At 60.0% G+C, this 15309-nt stretch carries 16 protein-coding genes; 9 read left to right on the top strand and 7 right to left on the bottom strand.

Annotated elements, in window-relative coordinates; genetic code table 11:
* Nucleotides 1-162 precede the first annotated feature (162 nt).
* Together envC and gpmM are read right to left on the bottom strand one after the other, a co-directional pair.
* Entirely contained in the window at nt 163-1515 is a 1353-nt protein-coding gene (envC, locus tag AB5Y85_RS13740; protein WP_115544219.1) for a murein hydrolase activator EnvC, read from the bottom strand.
* 9 nt (nt 1516-1524) lie between these two features.
* A complete protein-coding gene (gene gpmM, locus AB5Y85_RS13735; protein WP_005356867.1) occupies nt 1525-3054 on the bottom strand; it encodes a 2,3-bisphosphoglycerate-independent phosphoglycerate mutase in 1530 nt (509 codons plus the stop codon).
* A 246-nt stretch (nt 3055-3300) separates the two neighbouring features.
* On the opposite strand from gpmM, the gene AB5Y85_RS13730 reads away from it, so the two are divergent.
* From AB5Y85_RS13730 to gpsA, 3 genes are read left to right on the top strand one after another with little or no spacing between them, the layout of a single operon-like run.
* Entirely contained in the window at nt 3301-3732 is a 432-nt protein-coding gene (locus tag AB5Y85_RS13730) for a rhodanese-like domain-containing protein (RefSeq protein WP_005340640.1), read from the top strand.
* A gap of 50 nt (nt 3733-3782) precedes the next feature.
* Complete coding sequence (secB, locus tag AB5Y85_RS13725) at nt 3783-4253, top strand: protein-export chaperone SecB (protein WP_042054222.1); 471 nt, start codon at nt 3783-3785, stop codon at nt 4251-4253.
* A 2-nt stretch (nt 4254-4255) separates the two neighbouring features.
* A complete protein-coding gene (gpsA, locus tag AB5Y85_RS13720; protein ID WP_019445045.1) occupies nt 4256-5260 on the top strand; it encodes an NAD(P)H-dependent glycerol-3-phosphate dehydrogenase in 1005 nt (334 codons plus the stop codon).
* 69 nt (nt 5261-5329) lie between these two features.
* Here the strand turns inward: gpsA and nfuA are convergent, their stop codons facing one another.
* Both nfuA and AB5Y85_RS13710 read right to left on the bottom strand, forming a co-directional pair.
* The gene (nfuA, locus tag AB5Y85_RS13715; RefSeq protein ID WP_005340636.1) at nt 5330-5908 is read right to left on the bottom strand and encodes a Fe-S biogenesis protein NfuA; all 579 of its coding nucleotides are present in this window, start codon (nt 5906-5908) and stop codon (nt 5330-5332) included.
* A gap of 80 nt (nt 5909-5988) precedes the next feature.
* A complete protein-coding gene (locus AB5Y85_RS13710) occupies nt 5989-6717 on the bottom strand; it encodes a ComF family protein (RefSeq protein ID WP_368221586.1) in 729 nt (242 codons plus the stop codon).
* 38 nt (nt 6718-6755) lie between these two features.
* Here AB5Y85_RS13710 and bioH point away from each other — a divergent pair, with 38 nt between their 5' ends.
* The 4 genes from bioH (at nt 6756) to AB5Y85_RS13690 (ending at nt 8958) form a co-directional block, all read left to right on the top strand.
* Complete coding sequence (gene bioH / locus AB5Y85_RS13705) at nt 6756-7520, top strand: pimeloyl-ACP methyl ester esterase BioH (RefSeq protein ID WP_368221584.1); 765 nt, start codon at nt 6756-6758, stop codon at nt 7518-7520.
* Nucleotides 7521-7591: 71 nt separating this feature from the next.
* On the top strand, nt 7592-7825 hold the full coding sequence (locus AB5Y85_RS13700) for a flagellar basal body rod C-terminal domain-containing protein (protein WP_368221582.1): 234 nt from the start codon (nt 7592-7594) through the stop codon (nt 7823-7825).
* A gap of 1 nt (nt 7826) precedes the next feature.
* Nucleotides 7827-8594, top strand: coding sequence for a putative metalloprotease CJM1_0395 family protein (locus AB5Y85_RS13695; RefSeq protein WP_335817507.1), 768 nt, complete (start codon nt 7827-7829; stop codon nt 8592-8594).
* Between the two features lie 85 nt (nt 8595-8679).
* A complete protein-coding gene (locus AB5Y85_RS13690; RefSeq protein WP_005355353.1) occupies nt 8680-8958 on the top strand; it encodes a hypothetical protein in 279 nt (92 codons plus the stop codon).
* Nucleotides 8959-9028: 70 nt separating this feature from the next.
* On the opposite strand, the gene AB5Y85_RS13685 is transcribed toward AB5Y85_RS13690, so the two are convergent.
* Nucleotides 9029-11338 carry a Tex family protein gene (locus AB5Y85_RS13685; protein ID WP_236289827.1) on the bottom strand — a complete coding sequence of 770 codons (2310 nt, stop codon included), beginning with the start codon at nt 11336-11338 and terminating at the stop codon, nt 9029-9031.
* A 190-nt stretch (nt 11339-11528) separates the two neighbouring features.
* Complete coding sequence (gene greB / locus AB5Y85_RS13680; protein ID WP_005355349.1) at nt 11529-12002, bottom strand: transcription elongation factor GreB; 474 nt, start codon at nt 12000-12002, stop codon at nt 11529-11531.
* 249 nt (nt 12003-12251) lie between these two features.
* Between greB and ompR the strand changes: the two genes are divergently transcribed.
* Both ompR and envZ read left to right on the top strand, forming a co-directional pair.
* A complete protein-coding gene (gene ompR / locus AB5Y85_RS13675; RefSeq protein WP_005340625.1) occupies nt 12252-12974 on the top strand; it encodes a two-component system response regulator OmpR in 723 nt (240 codons plus the stop codon).
* Nucleotides 12971-14281: a two-component system sensor histidine kinase EnvZ gene (envZ, locus tag AB5Y85_RS13670; RefSeq protein WP_021230784.1), complete on the top strand. Its 1311-nt coding sequence runs from the start codon at nt 12971-12973 to the stop codon at nt 14279-14281. Before ompR ends, envZ begins: the two co-directional genes overlap by 4 nt.
* Nucleotides 14282-14318: 37 nt before the next feature.
* On the opposite strand, the gene AB5Y85_RS13665 is transcribed toward envZ, so the two are convergent.
* Complete coding sequence (locus AB5Y85_RS13665) at nt 14319-15233, bottom strand: DMT family transporter (protein ID WP_139433447.1); 915 nt, start codon at nt 15231-15233, stop codon at nt 14319-14321.
* Nucleotides 15234-15309 lie beyond the last annotated feature (76 nt).

The raw sequence follows: 15309 nt of genomic DNA, 5'->3' as shown, positions 1-15309 counted from the left end.
GAGTAATCGCGCTGTGTCCGTTTCACACCTTGTCCCATCGGGCTCTCCATTTATTGGGGGGAAAGGTGTAAACCATATTCAGGACGGGACACTGAAACGACAAAAGCCTGCGTGAGGCAGGCTTTTGTTGTGAGCGTGTGATGGCTTGTCGGCTGGGTTGACTCAACCCTTGGCCAGCCATTTGGTCGGGTTGATCGCCTCGCCCTGATAGCGAATTTCGAAGTAGAGGCCCGGTCTGTCCTGACCGCCGCTGTCACCGACCAGTGCCACAGGTTCACCCTGTTCCACATTCTGGCCCACCTGACGCAGCAGCGACTGATTGTGACCGTAGAGGCTCATATAGCCTTTACCGTGGTCGATCACCAGCAGCATGCCGAAACCGTCGAGCCAGTCGGCGTAGACCACTTGTCCCGGTGCAACCGCCTTGACCTGGGTCCCTTCGCTGGCGCCGATCAGGGTGCCTTTCCACTTGAGCTGGGCGGTGCGCGGCGAACCGTAGGAGATGAGGATCGGCCCTTGTACCGGCCAGCGCAGGCTGCCATTGGTCTTGAGGCCGCTATAGTGACCGGCACTGCTGATGCCCGAGCCACGCTCCGGTTTGCTGCTGGCCACCTCTTCGACCGGTTCTGCAGGTTTGACGGTTTTGTTCTGCTGGGCGGCGAGTCGTTGTTGCTCGGCGCGGCGCTGTTCGGCCAGCTTGCGCTGACGCTCCTGCTCCGCTTTCAGCTTGGCCAGCCGTTCCCGCTCGGCCCGTTCACGGCGCTCCTGCTCTTCCCGCTTGCGGCGCAGCTCTTCCAGCCGGGCTTTCAGCGCTTTCTCCGCCTTGACCAACTTGGTGAGCTTCTGCTCGTCATCCTGTACCGACTGCTGCAACTGGTTGCGCACCTTGGCCCGGCTCTGCTGGCTGGCCAGCAGGGTCTGGTGATGCTCCTGCTGTTCGGCAAGCAGGGTCTGCAGTCTGGTCTCGGTCTCTTTGGTTGCCTGCTGGTTTTTCGCCAGCTTGTCGCGGGTGGCGCGCAGGGCGTCGATGGCCTCGATGCGGGCCTTGTTGAGGTAGTCGTAGTAGTCGAGTGAGCGGCTCAGTTTGGCCGGATCCTGCTGATTGAGCAGCAGTTTGAGGTAGTCGTGGTTGCCCGCCTGAAAGGCGCTCTCCGCCTGTTTGGCCAGCAACTGCTTTTGATGTTTGGCTTGAACTTCCAGCGCCAGCTTGTCTTTTTGCAGGGTCGCCAGCGTCTGTTGGTTCTGCTTCAACTGCTGCCTGGTCTGGTTGAGTTTGGCGGCGGCGGCCGAGATGGCCTGCTCGTCAGCCTTGAGCTGGGTATTGAGCTTGGCAAGCTCCTGCTTGCTGAGCTTGATGGTCTTCTGTTGCTCTTTGATCTGGGACTGCATGGTCCCCAGCTGCTGATTGGCGGCCAAAGCCGGTGTGCTGGCGCCAAACGACAGGCAAAAAAACAGCGCGCCGGCCAACAGGCCGACGCGACTGGTTTTCTGTGAAATAACTTCGCATCCCCGCATGGGGAAGGATTATTTCAGAATCATCAGGGGCTTGCCAGTCATTTCCGGCGGCACCGGCAGACCCATCAGGGTCAGCATGGTGGGGGCCAGATCGGACAGTTTGCCACCTTCAACTACCTCGGCTTTGCGACCGAAATAGATGAGCGGAACCGGCAGATTGGTGTGGGCGGTGTGGGCCTGACCAGTCTCTTCGTCCAGCATCTTCTCGGCGTTGCCGTGGTCGGCAGTGATCAGGCACTCGCCACCCACTTCGGCCAGGGCGTCGGTGACACGACCGATGCAGTGGTCAACGGCTTCACACGCTTTGACGGCGGCATCGAACACACCGGTGTGACCAACCATGTCGCCATTCGGGTAGTTACAGATGATGACGTCGTACTTGCCGCTCTTGATGGCTGCAACCAGCTTGTCAGTCAGCTCTTCGGAGCTCATTTCCGGCTGCAGGTCATAGGTCGCCACTTTCGGGCTGGCCACGATCTCGCGATCTTCGCCGGTGAAGCAGGACTCTTCGCCACCGTTGAAGAAGAAGGTGACGTGAGCGTACTTCTCGGTTTCGGAGATGCGCAGCTGGGTCTTGCCCTGCTTGGCCAGCCACTCACCCAGGGTGTTGACCAGAGCGGTCGGCGGGTAGGCACAGGCAGTTTTGATGTCGGCCGCGTATTCGGTCAGCATCACGAAGTTCAGTTTCGGCTCGACTGCACGGGCGAAGCCGGTGAAGTCGGTGTCAACGAAGGCGCGGGTGATTTCACGGGCACGGTCGGCACGGAAGTTCATGAAAATCAGCGCATCGCCATCTTCCATCGGGGCAGCTTCGCCGATGCGGGTTGCTTTGACGAACTCGTCGTTCTCATCGCGGGCATAAGCGGCAGCCAGTGCTTCGGTGGCGCTCTCGGCAGTGAACTCGCCCTTGCCCTGGGTCATCAGGTCATAGGCTTGCTGCACGCGATCCCAGCGGTTGTCACGGTCCATGGCGAAGTAACGGCCGATCATGGAGGCGAAACGACCCTTGCCCAGCTTGGCGAACAGGGCGTCGAACAGCTCGATGGAGGACTGGGCGGAGCGCGGCGGAACGTCACGGCCATCCAGGAAGGCATGCAGGTAGATCTTCTCGGCGCCACGCTTTGCGGCCATTTCGATCATGCCCATAATGTGCTCTTCGTGGCTGTGTACGCCACCCGGGGACATCAGGCCCATGATGTGAACGGCTTTGCCGTTGGTGACGGCAGCGTCAACAGCCTTGGCCAGCTCGACGTTCTGGAAGAATTCACCGTCCTGGATGTCTTTGGAGATGCGGGTCAGCTCCTGATAGACGATGCGACCGGCACCGATGTTGACGTGGCCTACTTCAGAGTTGCCCATCTGGCCATCCGGCAGACCGACATCCAGACCGGAGCCGGAGATCAGGGTGCTGGTGTAGTCACGGGCCAGACGATCGAGGTTGGGAGTCTTGGCGGCAGCGACGGCGTTGTGCTCTTGCTTGGTGCTGTAGCCCCAACCGTCCATGATGACCAGAACCAAAGGTTTCTTAGCTGTTGACATAAGACTATGTCCTCTCGGATTGGAAAAAATGCGGGAAATGAAACTAGCGTAATATTACTACATCTGCCGAAATAGTCACCTGATAGCCAAGGGGCGCTCCCGTGGCCCCGCAAGTCACGCTCTTCCTGCCATGCTCGCAGCCCAATGATGATGGGAGCCTGCTCGCGCTTTGCCGCCAAGATGGCTGATCTTATCAATACCCCCATGTATACTCGGGCCCTTGTCTTGGTCCCTGGATAGTAGAAGATGCAAGAGTATTTGGATTTTGCGGCCCGTAACCCGCTGCTGACCGCAGCCTGGTTGGGTCTGGCTGGCACTCTGGTTTACACCACTGTGCGTGCCCGTTTGTCCCCGGTAAAAACCGTCAACAATCACACCGCGACCCTGCTGATCAACCGCGAGAATGCCACCGTGGTGGATATTCGCAGTCAGGAAGAGTATGCCAAGGGCCATCTGGCCGGTGCCCAGCACCTGCCGCTGACCCAGATCCAGAGCAATAATCTGGGCCCGGTTGAAAAGCATAAAGATGCCCCCATCATAGTGGTGTGCGAGTCGGGAATGACTGCGGGCGGCGCGGGCCGTCAGCTGAGCAAAGCTGGCTTCAAGCAGGTTTATGTGCTCGGCGGTGGCATGGCCCAATGGCGTGCAGAAAATCTGCCGGTAACCAAGAAACGCTGATTTAAGCAGGGCCTGAGCCCACTTATCCACATAACAAGGAATCAAACGAAATGGCTGACGAGATCAACAACCAGGAAGTACAACCGGAATTCCACATCCAGCGTGTTTACACCAAGGATGTCTCTTTCGAAGCGCCGAATACCCCGCACATCTTCCAGAAAGAGTGGCAGCCGGACGTCAAGCTGGATATGGATACCAAGACCAACATCCTGGCTGAGAGCGTGTACGAGGTTGTCCTGACCCTGACCGTAACCTGCAAACTGGAAACCGAAACTGCCTTCCTGTGCGAAGTACAGCAAGCCGGTATCTTCACCATCGGCAACCTGCCGGAGCCGCAACTGGCTCACTGCCTGGCTGCCTTCTGCCCGAACATCCTGTTCCCGTATGCCCGCGAAGCCGTGGCCAACATGGTGAGCAAGGGTTCCTTCCCGCAGCTGAACCTGGCACCGGTCAACTTCGATGCCCTGTTTGCCCAGCACATGGCGCAAGCACAGGCCCAGCAGGCGACTGCGGAAGCCTGATAATGGCTGACCAGATCGCTATCTCGGTCTTGGGGGCGGGGTCTTATGGCTCCGCCCTTGCCATTTCTCTGGCGCGCAATGGTCATCCGACCCTGCTTTGGGGTCACGACCCCGCCCATGTCGCCGAGCTGGAACAAGACCGCTGCAACAAGGCATTTTTGCCTGATGTCCCTTTTCCCGCCGATCTGCAGCTGACTGCGGATCTGCAACGTGCGGTACAAGCTGCCCCCGTGCTGCTGCTGGTCGTGCCGAGCCATGTCTTTGGCGATGTGCTGACCCGGATCAAACCCTTCTTGCGCCCCGATACCCGTATCGCCTGGGCCACCAAGGGTCTGGAGCCGGACAGTGGCCGTCTGCTGCAGGATGTGGCTCGTGAAGTGCTGGGTGACGAGATGCCGCTGGCGGTCATCTCCGGCCCCACCTTCGCCAAGGAGCTGGCTGCTGGTCTGCCGACCGCCATCTCGGTCGCTTCGACCCACGACGAGTTCGCCGACGATCTCTCCCACCTGCTGCACTGTGGCCGCTCGTTCCGGGTCTATACCAATCCGGACTTCGTCGGTCTGCAGCTGGGTGGGGCGGTGAAGAACGTCATCGCTATCGGTGCCGGTCTCTCCGACGGGCTAGGGTTTGGCGCCAATGCCAGAACCGCGCTCATCACTCGGGGTCTGGTGGAGATGCAGCGTCTGGGGGCGGCGCTGGGTGCCGATGCCAAAACCTTTATGGGGATGGCGGGGCTCGGGGATCTGGTGCTCACCTGTACCGACAACCAGTCGCGCAACCGTCGCTTCGGGCTGGCCCTCGGGGCTGGCAAGGATGTGAACACAGCCATGACCGAGATCGGTCAGGTGGTGGAGGGGTATCGCAACACCAAAGAGGTGCATCTGCTGGCGGCCCGCTGCGGCGTCGAGATGCCCATCTGCGAGCAGATCTTCAAGGTGCTTTACGAGGGTAAGAACCCGAAAGAGGCGGCCATCGCCCTGCTGTCGCGAGACAAGAAGGACGAGTAATCTGCCGATTGCCCATGCAAAAGGCCCCGCCAGATGGCGGGGCCTTTTCTTTGCTGCAAGGGCTGCAAATCAGTAGTAGGAGTGGTCGCCGCGCTGGTGCTCGGTGGCGTCTTTCACACCGTTGAGCTCACCCGGGAACTTCTCCAGCAGCTGCTTCTCGATTCCCTCTTTCAGGGTGTAATCGACCATGGAGCAACCGTTGCAACCGCCGCCAAACTGCAGGATGGCCAGTTTGTCTTCAGTCAGCTCGACCAGGGTGACCTTGCCACCGTGACCGGCCAGCATGGGGTTCACTTCGGACATCAACACGTACTCGATGCGCTCGATCAGCGGCGCGTCGTCGGCCACTTTACGCATCTTGGCGTTCGGTGCTTTCAGGGTGAGCTGGGAGCCCATCTGATCGGTCACGAAGTCGATGGTGGCATCCACCAGGAAGGGGGCGCTCAGGGGATCGACCATGCAGTCGAAGCCGCTGAAGGGCAGGTGTTGATCTTCCGGGTCCACGGCATCGGGCGGGCAATACGATACGCCACACTCGGCATTCTGGGTTCCCGGATTGACCACAAACACCCGGATATTGGTGCCATCAGGCTGTTTTTCCAGCAGTTTACGGAAATGGGCCTGGGCGGCGTCGGAAATGCTGATCATCACTATCCTCATAAACCTGAGTGTACGACTAGGGTATTCATGATAACGCGGTTATTAATGCTTGGGTAGCATGCCGATGGCTACTTGCTGTGCCGCAGGGTACGACAGATCGCCCACACTTCTACCTTTGTGATGCCGCTCTCATGGAGCAGACGGCTGAGCTGACCGGCGGTGGCGCCTGTGGTCACAACGTCATCGAGCAGGGCGACATGGCGATAGTGGTGGGGGCGGATCCGGAATGCCCCGCGCAGATTGCGCCGCCGCTGCCCGGCGCTCAAGGTTGTTTGTTGCGGGGTCGCCTTGATGCGTTGCAACAGAGTGTTGTCGCAGGGAATACCGGTGAACTCGCCAAGGGCTTGTGCGATCTCCTCCGCCTGATTGAACCCACGCCGCCACTGCCGCCACCAGTGCAGGGGAACCGGAATGATCGCCTCCGGCGGCTCGCAGCCATCCAGATGATCGGCCAAGAGGCGTGCCAGTAGCGGTGCCAGCAGGATCTGACCGGAATATTTGAGCCGGGGGATCAGCATGGGGTAGGGGGCCCGGTAGTCGCCAATCACCTGCAACCGCTCCCAGGGGGGAGGTCTGCGCTGGCAGCGACCACAGACCGGTATGCTCTCTTCTATACAGGCAGCCAGCGGTGCGGCGCAGAGGCGGCATCTTAGCTCTGATTGATGCAACGCCTGCCGACACCAGCTGCAGAGCAGGGGCTCGTTGTCGCAAGGCTGATGGCAGAGCAGGCAACTCCCTTGCCAGTCACCGTGGCTGCCGAGCAGCGGGCTTGCTTTAGCTAGCAGTCGCTTTAACATGCTGACCCCAAGAGCATGAACAGGGATCTTGAGTCTAGATGAGCATATCGGTAGAGCAGTTTGGCCAGGGGCCCGATCTGGTGCTGTTGCACGGTTGGGGGATGAACGGCGCGGTCTGGCATGGCATTGCCCAACAGTTGGCGTCCCACTATCGGGTTCATCTGGTGGATTTGCCCGGCTTTGGCAACAGCCTGCTGGCAGACGAGGTGGATTACAGCCTGCCCTGGCTTGCCGAGCAGGTGGCTGCTATCTTGCCGCAGAATTGCCATCTGCTTGGCTGGTCGCTCGGCGGTCTGGTGGCAAGCCAGTTGGCGCTGACTCATCCCGATCGGTTGCACTCCCTGATCACCGTGGCCAGCTCTCCCTGCTTTATGGCGCGGGACGAGTGGCCCGGAATTGCCCCCAAGGTGCTGACCGGTTTCAACCAGATGCTGGCGGGGGATTTTCGCCAGACCATAGAGCGCTTTCTGGCGATCCAAGCAATGGGCAGTGAACATGCCCGGGACGATATCCGTCAGTTGCGCCACTGGCTGGCCGAGCGGCCGGCGCCCGAGTTTGCCGCACTCGAGGCCGGACTGAGGCTGTTGGCCGAGATTGATCTGCGCGAACCGCTGCTGGAGCTGGATCTGCCCTGGTTGCGGATCTATGGGCGACTGGATTCATTGGTACCCAAGGCGGCCATTCCCCTGCTGGATGATCTCTACCCTGCCAGCCGCAGCGTGACCCTTAATAAGGCCTCACACGCACCTTTTATCTCCCACCCTGACGAATTCATTGAAATCGTTCGAGATTTTGTTGGCTAAAAAACAGCCGGCAAGCTTCATTAATCCTCTGGTCTGGCGGATAATTAAGCTGTGACCAGAGGAGTAACACCATGCGTATTGATTCTGCTTTCAACAGCGGGGTTCAGGGATTTCAGCGAGCCGAGCAGATTGCCGACAAGGCATCCAATCAGATCGCCAGCCTCAACACCCCCAGCGGGGATCAGGTGCAAGTGACCGATGAGCTTGTCAATCTCAAGGTGGCCGAGCAGCAGGCTGGCGCTTCAGCCAAGGTAGTGCAGACCGCCAGCGAGATGATGGGAACCCTGATCGACATCCGGGTGTGAGATGAACATCAATGTCAGTCTGCCCCCCCTTATCCCGACACAGCTGCAACCCCAGGTGGAAGCGGCGAGGACGGATAATCGCCGGGCAGAACTGATCCCGCAGGCCCGAGCGGGCCAAGCTTCCGTTGCCGAATCTGAAGTCGGCTCCCAGAAAGAGAAATCCAAAGCCGGTCAGGCCTCCAGCAATCAGACCTCCCAGAACAGCCGTGAAACCGGACAATTAGCGCCGACGACACTGCCAGACAATCGCTTTGTCGAGGCCACCGGTGAGGATGGGCAGCGCAAGCAGCAAGATCCCAAACAACAGGAGCAGCAACAGCGGCAAGAGCAGCAGGTTCAGGATCTTGTCGAGCGTGACAAGGAGGTGCGTACTCACGAGCAGGCGCACCAGTCTGCGGGTGGAGAGTACGCCAGCTCGCCCACCTATCAGTTTACGCAAGGGCCGGATGGCAAGCGTTATGCGACGGGTGGCGAAGTCCAGATCGATACCAGTGTCGTACCCGGTGACCCTGCCGCTACCATCGCCAAGATGCAGCAGATCCGCACTGCAGCGCTGGCGCCTGCCGAGCCTTCTGCGCAGGATCTGGCCGTCGCGCGCAGCGCCGCCGCCAGTGAAGCCAAGGCACGCAAAGAGCTGATGGCCGAGCAGAGCGCGAAATCGGGCGGTGTGCTGAGTGCCTATATGGACAAGCGCAACAGCGTCATCGCTGGCCACTATCGACAGGCTGTCAGCCCGGCCTCGACCCAGTCCCTCAGTCTGCATATCTGAATCCCCCTCACCAAACTTTCAGCTGCTTTGCCTGTTTTGCAACTAACCTGAAGATCAGGCCCATTCCAATTTCACAGGAGCTGTCATGCATTTCGATGAAGTCAAAGCGGAAGATTTCACCACCTTCTCCCGTGTACCGCCCCCCCACCTGCAGATGGAGCAGTTTCTGATGCAGCTCGGGGGAGGGGGAACTGAAGGAACCAGTTTCAAAAAGAAAGTGATGCTGGCGGCTGGCTGGAGCCACACTGGCGTCGTCTCTTACGGCAAGTATCCGCAAGAGGCCTGCAAGGCATTCAACCGACTTCGGGAGGTGCTGGCCCAGCATGGAGAGCCCGAGAGTATTCTTGCTGCCCTGACGCAGTGATCCTGAGCTTCGCGTGTAAAAAAGCCCCTTGCGGGGCTTTTTGCATTCAGAGGCGTTCCGGACGGTTTCGTTACTTTTTCGCTTTGGAGAGCGCTGCCGCGAAGGCGTTGCCCATAGCACCACCCATAGGGGGGCTTTGGCGCGGCTCATTTCTTGGTTTGGTGTTGCCAGCACTGCTGTTGCGCGCTTCAGCCGGCTTGCGGGCGGGTTGCCCTGCCTTTTCGTCGAGGCGCATGGTCAGACTGATCCGCTTGCGCGGGGCGTCCACTTCCAGCACCTTGACCCGCACAATGTCGCCCGCCTTGACCACCTCACGGGGATCCTTGACGAAACGGTCGGTCAGGGAGGAGATGTGCACCAGACCGTCCTGATGAACACCGATATCGACGAAGGCGCCGAAGTTGGTGACGTTGGTGACTACACCTTCCAGTACCATCTCTGGCACCAGGTCGCTGATCTGCTCCACACCTTCCTTGAAGGTCGCGGTTTTGAACTCGGGGCGCGGGTCGCGGCCCGGCTTGTCCAGCTCGCCGATGATGTCGGTGACGGTAGGTACGCCGAATTGCTCATCGGTGTAATCGGCCGGTTTCAGGCTGCGCAGCAGGCTGCTGTTGCCGAGCAGGCTCTCCACGGTCTGTTCCAGCTTGGCGAGGATCCGCTCCACGACCGGATAGGACTCCGGGTGTACCGCTGAGCTGTCGAGGGGATTGCTGCCGCCGCGAATGCGCAGGAAGCCGGCGCACTGTTCGAAGGCTTTGGGGCCGAGTCGGCTCACTTTCAGCAACTGCTGACGGCTCTTGAAGGCACCGTGCTCATCCCGGTAGGCGACGATGTTCTGGGCCAGCGTCTGGGAGAGACCGGAAACCCGATTGAGCAGGGCGACCGAGGCGGTGTTCACATCCACCCCGACCGCGTTCACGCAATCCTCGACCACGGCATCCAGCCGGCGGGCCAGCTGGCTTTGGCCAACATCGTGCTGATACTGGCCCACCCCGATGCTCTTGGGGTCGATTTTGACCAGCTCTGCCAGCGGGTCTTGCAGGCGGCGGGCGATGGAGACGGCACCACGGATCGAGACGTCGAGATCCGGGAACTCTTGGGAGGCGAGCTCGGAGGCGGAGTAGACAGAGGCCCCTGCCTCGCTCACCACTATCTTCTGCGCCTTGGCGGCGGGGTAGCGTTCGAACAGGTCGCTCACCAGCCGGTCGGTCTCCCGCGAAGCGGTGCCGTTGCCAATACTGATGAGCTCGACCTTGTGTTTCTGGCACAGCTCGCTCAGGGTCTTGAGGCTCTGATCAATCTGGCGTTTTGGTTCGAACGGATAGATGGTGGCGTGATCGACCAGCTTGCCGGTGGCATCCACCACGGCAACCTTGACCCCGGTGCGGATGCCCGGATCCAGCCCCATGGTGCAGCGCATGCCCGCCGGGGCCGCCATCAGCAGATCCTTGAGGTTCATGGCGAACACCTTGATCGCCTCCTCCTCTGCCGATTCGCGGATACGGCCGATCAGCTCGGTCTCCATCTGAAGCGACAACTTGATCTTCCAGGTCCAGCTCACCACCCCTTGCAGCCATTTGTCGGCCGGGCGGTTCTGCAGATTGAGCTTGAGGTGGTGGGCAATGATCCCTTCGCAGGGGCTGGCACTCTCATCGTCACCGGTGACCAGCGCCAGATTGAGGATCCCTTCATTGCGGCCGCGCAGCATGGCCAGCACCCGGTGGGAGGGGGCCTTGTGCAGTGGTTCGTCGTGTTCGAAGTAATCCTTGAACTTGGCCCCTTCCTGCTCCTTGCCTGCCACCACGCGGGCGCGCAGGGTGGCATTTTGCCACAGGTAGTCGCGCAGCTTCTCCAGCAGGTCGGCCTGTTCGGCGAAGCGCTCCATCAGGATATAGCGGGCGCCGTCGAGAGCGGCCTTGCTGTCGGCAATGCCCTGTTCGGGATTGAGGAAGGCGGCCGCCGCTTGCTCGGGATCCTGCATCGGGTCACTGAGCAGCAGGTTGGCCAGCGGCTCCAACCCGGCTTCGATCGCCATCTGCCCCTTGGTGCGACGCTTGGGCTTGTAGGGGAGGTAGAGGTCTTCCAGTCGGGTCTTGCTGTCGGCGCCATTCAATTCGCGCATCAGCTCGGGGGTCAGTTTGCCCTGCTCCTCGATGGAGCGAATGATCACCTGACGGCGATCTTCCAGTTCACGCAGATAGCCGAGGCGGCTCTCCAGAGTACGTAGCTGGCTGTCGTCCAGACCGCCGGTCACCTCTTTACGGTAACGGGCGATAAAGGGCACGGTCGAGCCTTCATCCAGCAGGCGCACTGCGGCCTGCACCTGCTCCGGGCGAGCATTGAGCTCACCGGCAATCTGTCTCTCTATGGTTTGCATCATGATGTTGTTGAGGGCCTCTGTGGTCGAGTCCGCGCCATCAGGCGCCAAGTGTGAGCACTATATGGGGTCGTGTTGCGGGATGCCACCCTGCGCCGGGGTCTGCACCAGTCAGACTGATAAAGTCGCAGGGGGGACGTTTATCTTGCCATTGCACCAGTGACTCAGGATGTGCCTGTGGCAAGCAGTCCGGCTATTTGGGGTAGCTGATCTCGTTGATATACCAGCAGACGTCACCAACTGGCGTACGGACGATGGCTTCATCGCCGACCTCTTTCTTGAGCAGGGCGCGGGCCATGGGGGAGTCGATGGAGATGTAATCCTTGCGCTCGAAGATCTCGTCATAGCCGACGATGCGAAAGCGCTTGGTCTCGCCCTCTTCGTTTTCCACCTCGACCCAGGCGCCGAAGAAGACCTTGCCCTCCTGCGCGGGGGCATAGTCGACGATCCCCAGCTCTTCGAGACATTTGCGCAGGTAACGCACCCGCCGATCGATCTCCCGCAACCGCTTCTTGTTGTACTGGTAGTCGGCATTTTCGCTGCGATCCCCCAGACTGGCGGCCCATGCCACCTTTCTGGTTACCTCGGGGCGCTCCTGACGCCAGAGGAAATCGAGCTCTTCTTTCAGCTTGTTGTAGCCTTCGCGGGTGATCAGCTTTGTCTTCATGGTGATGCGGACCTGGTCAAAGAGGGGTATTCATCGCTAACTGCTCGGGAATATTAGCTTTTGTCCTCTTGCTGTCGAGGGAAATCGTGATGGCTCAGCTGGCGCCATTCAGGGAGTAGCTGGCCAGCGCAGCGACTTGATGGCCGTCACGCTCTCGGGACGGGTAATAACCGGTAACATATTTGTGCTTTGCTCCCGCTATATCCCCCCCTAGTATTGGGGGCAGCTAAAGAATGAAGAGGCAAAGCAATGAGTCAGCAGCAATACAAGGTCCTGGTCGTGGACGATGACCTGAAATTACGTTCCCTGTTGGAACGCTATCTCACCGAGCAGGGATTCGTAGTGCGCGGCGTGGCCAATGGCGAGCAGGCCGATCGCTTGTTGACTCGTGAAAACTTCAGCCTGATGGTGCTCGACCTGATGTTGCCGGGGGAGGATGGGCTCTCCATCTGCCGTCGTCTGCGGGAAGCGGGCAACCAGATCCCGGTGCTGATGCTCACCGCTAAGGGGGATGAAGTGGATCGCATCGTCGGGCTCGAGATGGGGGCCGATGACTATCTGCCCAAGCCGTTCAACCCCCGCGAACTGCTGGCGCGGATCCGTGCCGTGCTGCGCCGTCATACCGTCGAGCTGCCGGGGGCACCCTCTGCTGCAGAGAAAGTGGTCAACTTCGGTGCCTTCCAGCTCAATCTGGCGACCCGCGAGCTGAGCCGGGATGGTGAGCCGATGGCGCTCACCAGCGGTGAATTTGCGGTGCTCAAGGTACTGGTCAGTCATCCGCGCGAGCCGCTCTCCCGCGACAAGCTGATGAATCTGGCCCGTGGCCGCGAATACACCGCCACCGAGCGCAGCATCGACGTGCAGGTCTCTCGCCTGCGCCGCCTGCTGGAGCAGGATCCGGCCCAGCCCCGCTATCTGCAGACCGTCTGGGGTCTGGGGTATGTGTTCGTGCCAGATGGTGACGGTGCATGAAAAAGGTCGGCAGCATGTTCTCGCGCATGCTCTGGTTTCTGGCCGCCGTTCTGGTGGTCTATCAAGCAGTCTCCTACGTCACCTTCTATAACTATCTGCTGGCGCCAACCGTCAAGCAGATCAGTCACTTGCTGGCCAATCAGGTCAAGCTGATCTTTCCGGTCAACACTGAACAACTGGCGCTGAGCGAAGATGCCGAGGCGCTGGTCTATGTGACGACCGGTACCGATATCTATACCCAGAGCGAGGCGGTGCAGCATGGCTTCAACGAGGCCAAGCCGTACCCTTATCTGGAGGAGAACATCAGTCGCGAGCTGGGTGGCCCGGCCAAGGTGCGGGTCGAGATCCAGGATCACTACATCATCTGGATCCAGCCGCCGCAGGCCAGCAAAATCTGGGTGCGGATCCCGCTGACCGAGATTGAAGATGACGATATCGAACCCCTCATCATCTATCTGAGCGTGCTGCTGGTGATCACCCTGTTTGCGGCCTGGCGCTTTGCCCGGCAGTTGGTGCGCCCGCTCGAGGATCTCGAGGCTGGTGCCGTTGCTGTTGCCAGAGGCCATTTCCCCGAGGCGCTGGGGGAGCTGGGCTCAAGGGAGGTGCGGCGACTGACCCGCACCTTCAACCATATGTCCCACTCCATCAAGAGCCTGATCGAAGAGCGTAATTTGATGATGGCGGGGGTTTCCCACGATCTGCGTACCCCGCTGACCCGCATCCGGCTGGCGACCGAGATGATGTCCTCCGGTGACGAGTACCTCAAGGAGAGCATCAACGCCGACATCGATGAGTCCAATGCCATCATCGATCAGTTCATCGATTACATCCGCCCGGATGAGGGGCAGGATTTGGAGCCTATCGACCTGACCCAGCTGGTGCACGATACCTTGCTGATCTACTCGGAGCAGGGACTGGAAGTTGATCTGGCGCTGCCGCAAGAGGCGGTGCGGGTGGCCTGCAATCCGGTCAGTATCCGGCGGGTGTTGAACAACCTCTCAAGCAACTCGCAGCGTTATGGGGCGAGCCGCTTGCATGCCGAGCTGAAGGACGATGGGCACTGGGTGCGCCTGCGTCTCTCCGATGATGGCCCCGGCATTCCGGAGCAGGACTATTCCCGGGTGCTCAAGCCGTTTACTCAGGGGAATGTGGCGCGGACCGTCGGCGGCAGTGGCTTGGGGTTGGCCATCGTGGCCAAGATAGTCGCCCAGCACCATGGCACTATCCGGTTGGGAAGTTCGGATCTCGGCGGCCTGCTGGTCGAGATGCGGCTGCCGAAACATCAGCCACAGGAGTGGATGGATTGAGAGAAGGGCGTATCCGTGGATACGCCCTTCTGCATGGTCAGCTCTTGGTTTCGACTGATGCTCGATAGCGTTTACCGTACTTGAGCTGCTGGATCAGCAGGGCGGCAACGATGAGCGCCAACCCGATGGGGGTGGCCGGATGGATGGTTTCGCCGATCAACAGATTGAGCAGCACCAGTGAGGCAAACGGCGAGATGAAAATGAGGTTGCTGATGGGGGCCGTGTTGGTGGCATGGCGCAGCGCCATCAGCCAGAGCACGAAACCGAAGCCCATTTCGAACAGTCCCACATAGATGGCACCAGCCCATCCCTGCCAGGCGGTCATGGCAAAATCGGAGAGCAACCAGGTTGCAACGACGATAAAAGGCAGGCTGATCATAAAGCCGAGCAACAGGCTGACGATGGGATCGCCCTGATTGCGGGTGTTGAGGATCCAGTAGCTGGCCCAGATGAGGGTCGAGACCAGCGCCAGCGTCACGCCGAGGGGGCTGTCGAACTGAAGGCCGAATACATCCCCTCTGGTGGCGATCACCAGCGCGCCAAAATACCCCAGCACGATAGCGACGCCATCACGCCGACGCAGCTTCTGGCCGAGGAAGGGGACGGCCAGCAGACTGAGGGTAATGGCCCAGGTGTAGTTGAGGGTTTGTGCCTGCTGGGCAGGCAGCAGATCATAGGCTTTGAACAGCAACAGGTAATAGAGAAAGGGATTCAGCACGCCCAGAGTCAGGTAGTAGAAAGGGCGGGCCTTGATGTAGCTCCCCAGCAGCGGCAGTTTGCCCTGTTTGGCGACGACGGCTGTCAGCGTGAGAGTCGAGGTGAAGGCGGCCACAAGCAACAGTTGCACAGGTTCGAAATAGGCGAGGGAGATCTTGAAGGCTGTGGCGACCGTCGACCAGAGGGCAACGGCGCAAAGGCCATACTGATAGGCTTTCTTTTGATCTTTGAGCATGGGATGTCGTTCCACTGACAGAGGCAAGCGCACAGTCTACCAGTCTGCTTGTAACATTGTCGTTACCTTGGTGTTG

The organism is Aeromonas sp. R3-1, assembly GCF_040908345.1.
Taxonomy (GTDB): Bacteria; Pseudomonadota; Gammaproteobacteria; order Enterobacterales; family Aeromonadaceae; genus Aeromonas; species Aeromonas veronii.
Note: the sequence above shows the minus strand (reverse complement) of the source record. Positions and strands in the feature narration are given on the sequence as shown.

Bases quoted from the DNA above. Each gene is read 5' to 3' on its own strand.
- AB5Y85_RS13710 (WP_368221586.1), bottom strand. From the start codon at position 6,717: ATGTTAAAGCGACTGCTAGCTAAAGCAAGCCCGCTGCTCGGCAGCCAC.
- ompR (WP_005340625.1), top strand. From the start codon at position 12,252: ATGAGTCAGCAGCAATACAAGGTCCTGGTCGTGGACGATGACCTGAAA.
- AB5Y85_RS13665 (WP_139433447.1), bottom strand. From the start codon at position 15,233: ATGCTCAAAGATCAAAAGAAAGCCTATCAGTATGGCCTTTGCGCCGTT.
- AB5Y85_RS13700 (WP_368221582.1), top strand. From the start codon at position 7,592: ATGCGTATTGATTCTGCTTTCAACAGCGGGGTTCAGGGATTTCAGCGA.
- envZ (WP_021230784.1), top strand. From the start codon at position 12,971: ATGAAAAAGGTCGGCAGCATGTTCTCGCGCATGCTCTGGTTTCTGGCC.
- AB5Y85_RS13685 (WP_236289827.1), bottom strand. From the start codon at position 11,338: ATGATGCAAACCATAGAGAGACAGATTGCCGGTGAGCTCAATGCTCGC.
- secB (WP_042054222.1), top strand. From the start codon at position 3,783: ATGGCTGACGAGATCAACAACCAGGAAGTACAACCGGAATTCCACATC.
- AB5Y85_RS13695 (WP_335817507.1), top strand. From the start codon at position 7,827: ATGAACATCAATGTCAGTCTGCCCCCCCTTATCCCGACACAGCTGCAA.
- AB5Y85_RS13730 (WP_005340640.1), top strand. From the start codon at position 3,301: ATGCAAGAGTATTTGGATTTTGCGGCCCGTAACCCGCTGCTGACCGCA.
- AB5Y85_RS13690 (WP_005355353.1), top strand. From the start codon at position 8,680: ATGCATTTCGATGAAGTCAAAGCGGAAGATTTCACCACCTTCTCCCGT.
- bioH (WP_368221584.1), top strand. From the start codon at position 6,756: ATGAGCATATCGGTAGAGCAGTTTGGCCAGGGGCCCGATCTGGTGCTG.
- envC (WP_115544219.1), bottom strand. From the start codon at position 1,515: ATGCGGGGATGCGAAGTTATTTCACAGAAAACCAGTCGCGTCGGCCTG.
- greB (WP_005355349.1), bottom strand. From the start codon at position 12,002: ATGAAGACAAAGCTGATCACCCGCGAAGGCTACAACAAGCTGAAAGAA.
- gpmM (WP_005356867.1), bottom strand. From the start codon at position 3,054: ATGTCAACAGCTAAGAAACCTTTGGTTCTGGTCATCATGGACGGTTGG.
- gpsA (WP_019445045.1), top strand. From the start codon at position 4,256: ATGGCTGACCAGATCGCTATCTCGGTCTTGGGGGCGGGGTCTTATGGC.
- nfuA (WP_005340636.1), bottom strand. From the start codon at position 5,908: ATGATCAGCATTTCCGACGCCGCCCAGGCCCATTTCCGTAAACTGCTG.